Origin of the sequence: Ureibacillus sinduriensis BLB-1 = JCM 15800 (assembly GCF_000772955.1) — a bacterium.
Lineage (GTDB): Bacteria > Bacillota > Bacilli > Bacillales_A > Planococcaceae > Ureibacillus > Ureibacillus sinduriensis.
Genome location: NZ_JPVO01000042.1, coordinates 101,109 through 110,177 on the forward strand (window position 1 = coordinate 101,109; position 9,069 = coordinate 110,177).

Annotated in this window: 11 protein-coding genes; all 11 read left to right on the top strand. The window is 35.1% G+C overall.

All coding sequences use genetic code 11. The features are described 5' to 3' along the window. Positions 1 to 717, top strand: coding sequence for an ATP-binding cassette domain-containing protein (locus CD33_RS04510; RefSeq protein ID WP_176400123.1), 717 nt, complete (start codon positions 1 to 3; stop codon positions 715 to 717). Then, a complete protein-coding gene (locus CD33_RS04515; protein WP_036198579.1) occupies positions 714 to 1,487 on the top strand; it encodes an ABC transporter ATP-binding protein in 774 nt (257 codons plus the stop codon). The genes CD33_RS04510 and CD33_RS04515 overlap by 4 nt, the downstream gene beginning before the upstream one ends. Before the next feature lie 993 nt (positions 1,488 to 2,480). Further along, on the top strand, positions 2,481 to 2,846 hold the full coding sequence (locus CD33_RS04520) for a Na-translocating system protein MpsC family protein (protein ID WP_036198580.1): 366 nt from the start codon (positions 2,481 to 2,483) through the stop codon (positions 2,844 to 2,846). A gap of 309 nt (positions 2,847 to 3,155) precedes the next feature. Next, positions 3,156 to 3,356 carry a hypothetical protein gene (locus CD33_RS04525; RefSeq protein ID WP_036198582.1) on the top strand — a complete coding sequence of 67 codons (201 nt, stop codon included), beginning with the start codon at positions 3,156 to 3,158 and terminating at the stop codon, positions 3,354 to 3,356. A gap of 454 nt (positions 3,357 to 3,810) precedes the next feature. Next, entirely contained in the window at positions 3,811 to 4,296 is a 486-nt protein-coding gene (locus tag CD33_RS04530; RefSeq protein ID WP_036198584.1) for a GNAT family N-acetyltransferase, read from the top strand. A 137-nt stretch (positions 4,297 to 4,433) separates the two neighbouring features. After that, positions 4,434 to 5,465 carry a S66 family peptidase gene (locus CD33_RS04535; RefSeq protein ID WP_036198585.1) on the top strand — a complete coding sequence of 344 codons (1,032 nt, stop codon included), beginning with the start codon at positions 4,434 to 4,436 and terminating at the stop codon, positions 5,463 to 5,465. A gap of 98 nt (positions 5,466 to 5,563) precedes the next feature. Further along, positions 5,564 to 5,953 (top strand): hypothetical protein, encoded by a 390-nt coding sequence (locus tag CD33_RS04540; protein ID WP_036198587.1) that lies wholly within the window; start codon positions 5,564 to 5,566, stop codon positions 5,951 to 5,953. Between the two features lie 190 nt (positions 5,954 to 6,143). Beyond that, positions 6,144 to 6,221: a hypothetical protein gene (locus CD33_RS20930; protein ID WP_084591258.1), complete on the top strand. Its 78-nt coding sequence runs from the start codon at positions 6,144 to 6,146 to the stop codon at positions 6,219 to 6,221. 659 nt (positions 6,222 to 6,880) lie between these two features. Continuing rightward, positions 6,881 to 7,822: a DNA/RNA non-specific endonuclease gene (locus CD33_RS04545; RefSeq protein ID WP_036198588.1), complete on the top strand. Its 942-nt coding sequence runs from the start codon at positions 6,881 to 6,883 to the stop codon at positions 7,820 to 7,822. Between the two features lie 191 nt (positions 7,823 to 8,013). Next, positions 8,014 to 8,184: a hypothetical protein gene (locus CD33_RS20445; protein ID WP_176400125.1), complete on the top strand. Its 171-nt coding sequence runs from the start codon at positions 8,014 to 8,016 to the stop codon at positions 8,182 to 8,184. A gap of 518 nt (positions 8,185 to 8,702) precedes the next feature. After that, positions 8,703 to 8,924: a hypothetical protein gene (locus CD33_RS04550; protein ID WP_036198590.1), complete on the top strand. Its 222-nt coding sequence runs from the start codon at positions 8,703 to 8,705 to the stop codon at positions 8,922 to 8,924. Positions 8,925 to 9,069 lie beyond the last annotated feature (145 nt).

The following is a 9,069-nucleotide window of genomic DNA, read 5'->3' on the forward strand; positions in this document are numbered from 1 at the left end:
ATGCTGGAAAAAAGCCCATTATTGAAGGTTCATCATATAGAAGTTTCATATAGGCACCGCCAACAGCAAAAAACCATTTTGCAAGATGTGTCATTTGAGTTATACCCGGGTGAAATGGTTGCGATGACTGGAAAAAGTGGTGCAGGAAAAAGCATTGTATCACAAGCAATTGTTGGATTGCTTGATAAAGAGTTAAGTGTGACAAATGGGCAGATACTATTTGAAGGTAAAAATATTGTTCACTTTAACGAGAAACAGTTTGAAAAATTAAGAAGAGATCACATTGCGCTGATGCTACAACATTCTTTAAACAGCTTGGATCCCATTAGGTTAGTTAAGAAACAGATGTTGGAAACAGTTCGCCATAGAAAGCTTGGTTCAAATAGAAAAGTGGAACATTTTCTACTGCATCTACTAAATGAAGTAGGCTTCAATGAACCTGATCAAATTTTTCAATCCTACCCATTCGAGTTAAGCGGGGGAATGAGGCAACGAGTATTATTAGCAATGATGCTGAGTTTGCAGCCGAGAGTATTAATTGCCGATGAACCGACAACAGCCCTTGATGCAGTGAATCGTGATAAAGTGCTGGAGTTATTAAAAAAAATGAAAAATAATTTAGGGATGACGATACTTCTCATTTCGCATGATGAAGGCAGTTTGAAAAAATATGCAGATCGAGTCGTCCATATAGAGGTTGGCGGGGTAATTTTATGACTTTGATAGAATTAAAGCAAGTTACGAAAGAATATCCTCTAAAGCTAAGAAGGGGAAAGACCAAGAAAAAAGTGGCTGTTCACAATGTCAGCCTTGCAATTTCAAAAGGAGAGAGCGTTGCACTGGTAGGTGAGAGTGGCAGCGGAAAAAGTACCATAGCCAAATTAATTATGCGAACGGAAAAACTTACTTCAGGTCTGATTTTATGGAAAGGTCAAAACATCCATTCAAAAAAAGTGAGCGATTATTCATTCTTTAAAAATATCCAATTGGTATTGCAAGATTCTTCATCATCTTTGCATCCTAATATGAAAGTTAAAGAAATACTTGCAGAGCCCATTCGGAATTTTTTCCCAGATGAAAAGAATTGGCAAGAACAATGCATGAAACTGTTGCATTTGGTTGGTTTGGATGCTTCATTTCTGGAGCATTATTCTAATCAATTAAGTGGTGGGCAAAAGCAGCGTTTATGTATTGCAAAAGCATTGGCTGTTAAACCTGAACTAATCATTTTTGATGAATCGATTGCTAGTCTGGATGGCGAATCAAAAAAGGGTATAATAGAAGTTTTGAAAATGGTTCAAAGGCAGGATGGTCTAACTTATCTATTTATTACACACGACCTGGAATTCACAAAAGAATTGTGTGATTTTGTAGCGGTAATGTACCAAGGTGAAATTGTGGAATACCTGGCTAATTGGGAAGATGAACAACTTACCCACCCTTATACAAGAATACTTTTCAGTACAATGAATGCTTTTATTCCATAGACAAAAGTTTATCTAATACAGTTTCTTCCTTAATTATGTAGGATTGCCGAGTAAGAATGGGTTCAGAAGCTGAAATTGAAAGTAGACTTACGGAGTAAAAATGGAAAAAATGTGGGAATCATTGTTTCAAGCAGTATAATCGTGATAGGAGAAGAATAAATAAAGTTTGTTATCTCTTGACAGAGTGTTATATTAATAATAAAATCTAATATATAAATAGAGAGATCTATATGATCCTATTACCTTTAGTTTGATTATCAATATTTAGAGTATTGATTATTGGACAAAGAGTAAAATGGACATTTGATTAACAATTGTAAATATTAGGTAGACTATTTAAAAAACCTAGATTAGGTTAGTTAAAAGTAAACCGACAATTATCAAAGTTTAATGGTTTGTATTAAAACCATTATCTTTTTAATTGTCGGTTTTTTATCTTTTACAAATAAATGCGCCATTAACTGATAGAAAGGAGGTTCACAAAATAGTGTCCAGAATGAAAATTTAGATATAATTCCTTGCTTCTTGTACACATTTATTTCTGTGGTAGGAAATTAGATTATACTAACTGAGTTATTCGTATATTCGAGATTACTAGTTTGATACAAATTTCGATGGCATCTATTTTCCTAAACCACCTCTACATTTAAAGGTATGCTAGAATGTTTTACCCTCTTTGCGATCTGCTTAAACGGCCTATGACGACCAAATAGGATTGTTGATAGCCATTAATGCCAAAACAGGGCAGATCAAACGTTTGCTGCAACTTAATCTTCTTCGCACCCAGATACTTGGGTGCTTGTGGACTTATTGGATTCATGGACAGTGGTAGAAGACGTAAGCTATTTCTCTGTTCAAAAATCGAGACTTGTGCCATATTGGAAGAGATATGTTTTTAGCTTATAGTTAATAGCTAGAGGATACAGACGTTAGCAACATTTTAAAGTAATAAATGTATTGCACTAAATGTGTAATGAGAGGAAAGTGAAGTACATGGAAAAAACAAAAGGTGTTCTTGAAGCCGAAATCAGTAAGGTGTTAACTCATTGGGAGAAAAATTACTTAGGACGCGGTTCCGTGTCGGTAAAATCAGATATCTTACGAGATATGGTGGTGGTAGTGTTGAGAGGGATCTTGACACCAGCTGAATATTCAGTATGCAAAGATAAAGAGGGTCTATTATCCATAAAAGAAATGCGAAATACCTTGGTGGAATCAGGGATAGATGAATTGAAAGAAGCCATCACAAACTTGACGGGGTTGGAAGTGCTGAGTTTTTATACAGATATAAGTACAGTTACCGGGGAACGCGTCATGGTCTTTAAGCTCTCAGAGGATTTGCAGAGTAGACTATTATAACAAAGAACTGTGAGCACTTCTGTAATAAGAGTTTAAATGGATACAGCAGCTTATACTAACAGGGTGTTTTTATACTCATTAAAAGTCAGCGCTTTCCCTGAAAAATGATTAGAGGTATTCATCTCATATGAGATAGTCTTTTTATCTATAAATAAATTGGAAACAAGGTAACCATGTTTCTTTAACTTCTGTGATAAGAACGGTATAAAAATCTATTATTAATTATGAAAGATTGCTACCTAATTTTATCATATATATCGTATTCGAACGATTATACAAGAGTAAGGCATACAGGAGGGATAAATTAATATGGATAAGAATAAGACAACAGTACCTCAAGTAGATACAAACTTAAATAATAATCCTAAAACGAACGAAAATGAAATCCATTTAGATATAAAAGAAACAATAGCTAAAAATAAAGAAATAATAGAAAAGAATCGTGAAATGCTAGAAAATCAAATGATTCATCCGCTTAATCTAAAGATGTTTTCGAAAAAAACGGAATAGCATTCCTTCACCAACACTATGTGTGAAACTAGAAGCGAAAAGATGGTTTATCTATAGAGGTTGTGCAATAATCCAGAGGGAAAATAAAATATTGGCATCTTACAGGAATCGTACATAATGCTTTTGTTGATATCCTCTATAAGATAAACTTTCTACTTGCGAAAAAGCAAGCTGCTTTAAAAGTCAGCTTGCTTTTTTCTTATCTGGGTATACTATTTCCAGCGTAAGACAGGATACAACTTATTATATGAGAGTATTTAAATAAAGAAGATACTGTAAATATTTCCCTTACGATAATTGAAATGATAAAAAAATATTTGTATTATTAAGAAAACTATAAAATATACATTTTACAAAATTATGTGAGACTGGAACCTAATCAAACGGGATGATATGAGCAAAGTTGTAGAGAGAGAAACAATCAGTTTATATGAAAATATTTAGGGGGCTTTATATGGAAATGAACATTCGCCCGATGCAAGACGAAGACATAAAACAAGTCCAGGATATAGCGAAAACCACATGGTATGCAACCTATAAAGGCATAATTCCCGTAGAGGTGCAAAATAACTTTTTAAAAACTGCTTATAGTGATGAAAATATGAAACGACGCCTAGAACGTTCTTTTCTTTATGTTGCTGAAGTAGAAGGGAAAGTTGTCGGTTTTGCAAATTATTCTCCAATAAGAGACGGTGGGAAAGTTGAATTGGCGGCGATTTATCTTTATCCACAACTCCAAGGTCTGGGGATTGGCACCGCTTTATTGCAACAAGCTATCATTGATTTAGAGGGAATCAAGGAGATTTATATAAACGTTGAAAAAGAGAATCATATCGGGAAGGCCTTTTATGAAGCAAAAGGATTCAAAATAGTTGAAGAGTTTGATGATCTATTCGATGGACATACATTAAAAACCGTGCGTATGGTCATGAAAATCTAATTATAGATAACTCTGAATCAACTATTTTGCTTATTATTTTTAAAGTGCAATCAAAGGATATAGTTTATTTCCGCTCGGGACCATATCCATGAAAAGCAGATGATTTTTGAATCCATATAAAATTGGGGGGAATTAATGTGTTAATTAAGCCAACAAAATTGAAGCCGGGAGACCGCATAGCAACAGTAAGTCCTTCCTGGGGCGGAGCAGGTGAACCAGCACTCAGATGGCGATATGAACAAGGGGTAAAACGTTTAGAGGAAGTGTTTGGACTACAGGTTATACCAATGCCGAATAGTTTGAAAGGTGGGGACTATCTTTATAACAATCCACAGGCCCGTGCTGAAGATTTAATGACGGCATTCAAAGATGAGCGTATCAAGGGGATCATTGCAAATATTGGTGGAGAAGACAGTATTCGCTTACTTCCTTATATCGATTTTGAAATAATACGTAAAAATCCTAAAATATTTATGGGATACTCCGATGTGACGATTTCGCATTTATTTTGCCATAAAGCAGGCATTACTTCATTTTATGGTCCGGCAATTTTGACTGATTTTGCCGAAAATGTAGCAATGGATCCATATACGATTGAGATGGTAAATCGAACGCTTTTCTCAAATGAAGTTATTGGAGAAATTCAACCGGCTAATCATTGGACGAGTGAACGGTTGGAATGGATAGAAGAGAATAAAAACCGTCGCCGAATAACCCAAAAAAACTTTGGTTACGAAGTAATCCAAGGTTCAGGGACAGCAAAAGGGCATTTGATAGGTGGTTGTATTGAAGTATTGGAGTTTGCTAAAGGAACAGAAGTTTGGCCTGAGGAAAAATATTGGGAGAACAGCATACTTTTCTTTGAGACTTCCGAAGAAAAACCACAACCAAATCTTATGAAATATTGGTTGCGAAATTACGCGGCACAAGGAATTCTGCATAAAACAAATGGTATTATTTTCGGAAAGCCACAAGATGAAAAATTTTATGATGATTATAAAGAAATAATTCGAACAGTAATGAAGGAAAATGATTTGGAGGATTTGCCGATTCTTTATAACTTGAATTTCGGTCATACTGAACCCAAATTTATACTGCCATATGGCGCAATGGCAGAAATCAATTGTGAAAATGGTACGTTTGCCATTCTAGAAAGTGGTGTCGAGTGAATGGAAATTGATAGAGGGATATCCAGTAATGTACTTATTCAAAGTCGTTGTTCAACTTAAAACCCACTTAACATAAATATAAAAAGAGGTGAGGATACTTGAGTCTTGCATATAAAGTGAAAAAAGATGATGGCAGTGTGATGGTGGGCTATCTAGTCTTTTTTTACTTCGCGTGGTCCATCAAAGAATTGTGGTTAATTGAATACATATATGCTTTTGGAGAAATTCTGTCGCCCCTGCTGGAGAGCTTGGTTAAAAGTGTCATATGGATTGTTCCGGTATGGATTTATGTAAAAATTCATTTAAAGGCAGATCCAATGAGTTATCTAAAAATGAACGTCAATGTGATGTCCGGAGTACTTTGGGGCATTCTTCTGTCGCTGCTCTTAGGAGCGGGATTAATTATGGAGGCTTATTTCTTTGATGGTGTTTCGCTACATTTCTCATTATCCTTCGATGACTATCTAAATACTGTAATCATAGCCTAGCTGAGGAAATTGTATTTAGAGGGTTCATTTTACAGGAGTTCAGAAAAAAAATGGACTTTTTGGAAGGCGAATGTGCTTACGTCATTTTTATTTTTAGTCATACATTATCCAATTTGGATATATAACGGTACATTTCCTCCGGTTGGTTCTCATATTTATGTTTTTCTTGTGGGCATAGTTTTTTGGATTTATTTTTAAGAAAACGGGCTCATTATGGACAGTCATCATACTGCATGCATTTCATAACTATGTACTCAGCATATTTTGATCGAAAAATACAACTCAGAAGCAATTCAACTACCGGACGCCTTTCTTTTTTCAGAAATGTGTCACATCATATAAAGCTGTGCTTAGTGCATAATCGACTCAACTGTTCAGTAAAAAAGAAGAGTCTCACACTTCTTTTTTACTGAACTCTATACTTTTGAGTTTGTTTGAAATCTCTTTAAGTACCGTATTTCGTTCATTCTGAGCTTTAATAAGGCTAATGGCAAACCAGATCGTAAAACCCATAATAGCTAGATAAATAATCATCATAAGTAGTAATGGGATGATAGCTATCGCTTCGATAAGTTAGTACCCCCGTAAAATTATTTTAATTGTCATTGATCAATTGATTATATGTACAGTGTTAGAATACTATGCAGATACTTATATTCAGTAAAATGCCCTGATTCCAAAAACAATCTTATAATACATGAGTGGAATTGGGGCTTTTTTAGTAATAGCCACATATTGTTGGATAGCGCTAAACCGTGATTGGGCTATAGAAGTTTCTATGTTAAAATAAGAAATGAATACAAGTTGATTCGTGAAAAAAATTTAGTATTGGAGTATACGATTAAAAATAGGTTAACCATGTTATTCTATGTAGACTTTCCTAGATTTTTGAATGAACAGTGTGAAACTAATATAGGAGAGTCCTAAATGAAAAAGAAAATGAATTATTTAATCTTACTTTTAACAGCCATCTTTATGATTGGTTGTACAGAAATGGAAGATGAATCTCAAACTGGTATAGAACGAGATTCACAAGAAGCAAGCACAACGGAAGAAAATAAAAATAGTGAAAAAGAAGAAACAATCACTAGTGTTGTTGAAGAACCGCAAATAGAGGAAACACCAACCCAACAAAATAACGAATTGTTCCAAGGATACAAACTTATTGAAGTAGATGGTGGTGATTTGTCTGGTAACCGTGAACCTAATGTCGTCGTCAACATTGGTTACGGAGATCGTGAATATTGGGCATTTACAAATGAATACGGACAATTGGTACGTGTCATTGCCGACAAAATTATTCTGCAAGATGACCGTACCGAACCAGTATTGTCTTCTGGCAGATACTATGCGGATGAGGCAAAAGTCCCTGGTGTCGAAAGTGACGTATTAGATGAAGGGCATATCATTGCTGACTCTCTCGGAGGGGTATCGAATGCATATAATATTACTCCTCAAAATAGTACGCTCAACCGACATGGTGATCAAGCTTATTTGGAGGATGCAATCCGTAAGGCAGGTGGAGCTTCTAATTTTGTAGCAATTATCTCCTATCCAAATACCGAAACGCAGATTCCTTCAAGTTATCAGTATACCTATACTTTAATGGGGAAAGAAATCGTTGATGCATTTGACAATGTGAACCCTGATGAAGTAAATGCATCACTTGGTTTAACAGGCAGCGAGTCTTACGGTTCAACTAAGTCAAACACAACAACCGGTGAAATTTCCACTGTTGATACAAACGGTAATGGTCAGGTGACGATTAAAGAAGCAAAAGCGGCAGGTTACAAAATGCCAATAACGAGCGATCATTGGTTATATCCCTATATGCATGATGCGGATAAGGACGGAATGGTTGGAGAGTAAGCCAGTACACGCGCTAAATTGCATATCTAATAAAGACGCAAAAAATTACTGTTGGTCATTACATCATTTCTTTTTAGAGTAGAATTGATACGTCATGAAAATTTCCATTTATTCGATTTTCTACTAAGAAATTTAGGCGAATGAAAAAGCCACTATCTTCACAATATATTTATTGTGGAGGTGAGATGATCATGGCACGAAACAACAATAACGAACGTAATAATCGTCAAAACAACGATGCAAACAACCGCAACAACCGTGAGGAGTTTGCTGAAGATTTAAACTTTGACCGCAACAACAATAACAACCGCAACAACAATAACAACAACAATCGTAGCAATAACAACAATAATAACCGTTAATTTCGTCTTCTAATCGGTTATTGAGTGAGTAGTATGCAACTACTCGTATCTGAACCCTGAATAATGTCACTTTTCATTAAGTGCATTATTCGGGGTTTTTATAATTTTTCATAGAACATCTTTGGTTGGCCGCATAGAAATACTATAAGTCACTATATATTCTGTTACATGACAAACAGGCTTAAAGAGATTGCAGCACCGTGTCAGGGGAAAGTTTTGACAGTTGTGGGTTCAAAGAAATGTCTCTGTGGAAAATGAAAAATTGCTCATCTATTGGAAAGATACTAATTGGATTCCTAAGGATAAATTTTAACTTCCACAAATACAGTAGAGTTAACATTTTATTAAGAATATGAAAAGGCTGGCTAAGTTTAGCAGAATGTTGTAATTTGTAACGAATCAACAAATTTTGAATGTCTGAAGGAGTAAATTATAGGAGTATCTTACTATTTTGGATTTCTCAGGATATAATAAGATAAATAAAAGCATAAAAAAAAATTAGAAATCGGGGGAATCAAATGAGTAAACAAGCAATATTTATTCTAGGAATCTGTACATGGGTATTTTTGTTGTCGGGAGTTTTAAGGTGGCTTGGCATACCAAGTTTGGATCAACTGCTTTACATGATGTTTGGTGAGCCAAATGGACTGAATGGACTATACGCGATTTTACTCGCTATTCCAATCGTTTATATAATATTGAGGCTACTCAGGTTAAATGAAAACCATTCTGATAATTGATTGTAAATGGACCCCTACAGAGAATAATTCGTAAAATCAACCTAACATCAAACAGCATTCGGGCACTTTCCGGTAGTGACCCCTTAAAGTTAGAGTTTTTATGCAGCTAATTGGCTGGCATGTTTTCGGTAATTTACTGGACTCA

What these genes read in the sequence shown, in the direction of transcription:
- CD33_RS04510 (WP_176400123.1), top strand. Translation starts at nt 1, where the DNA reads ATGCTGGAAAAAAGCCCATTATTGAAGGTTCATCATATAGAAGTTTCA.
- CD33_RS04515 (WP_036198579.1), top strand. Translation starts at nt 714, where the DNA reads ATGACTTTGATAGAATTAAAGCAAGTTACGAAAGAATATCCTCTAAAG.
- CD33_RS04520 (WP_036198580.1), top strand. Translation starts at nt 2,481, where the DNA reads ATGGAAAAAACAAAAGGTGTTCTTGAAGCCGAAATCAGTAAGGTGTTA.
- CD33_RS04525 (WP_036198582.1), top strand. Translation starts at nt 3,156, where the DNA reads ATGGATAAGAATAAGACAACAGTACCTCAAGTAGATACAAACTTAAAT.
- CD33_RS04530 (WP_036198584.1), top strand. Translation starts at nt 3,811, where the DNA reads ATGGAAATGAACATTCGCCCGATGCAAGACGAAGACATAAAACAAGTC.
- CD33_RS04545 (WP_036198588.1), top strand. Translation starts at nt 6,881, where the DNA reads ATGAAAAAGAAAATGAATTATTTAATCTTACTTTTAACAGCCATCTTT.
- CD33_RS20445 (WP_176400125.1), top strand. Translation starts at nt 8,014, where the DNA reads ATGGCACGAAACAACAATAACGAACGTAATAATCGTCAAAACAACGAT.
- CD33_RS04550 (WP_036198590.1), top strand. Translation starts at nt 8,703, where the DNA reads ATGAGTAAACAAGCAATATTTATTCTAGGAATCTGTACATGGGTATTT.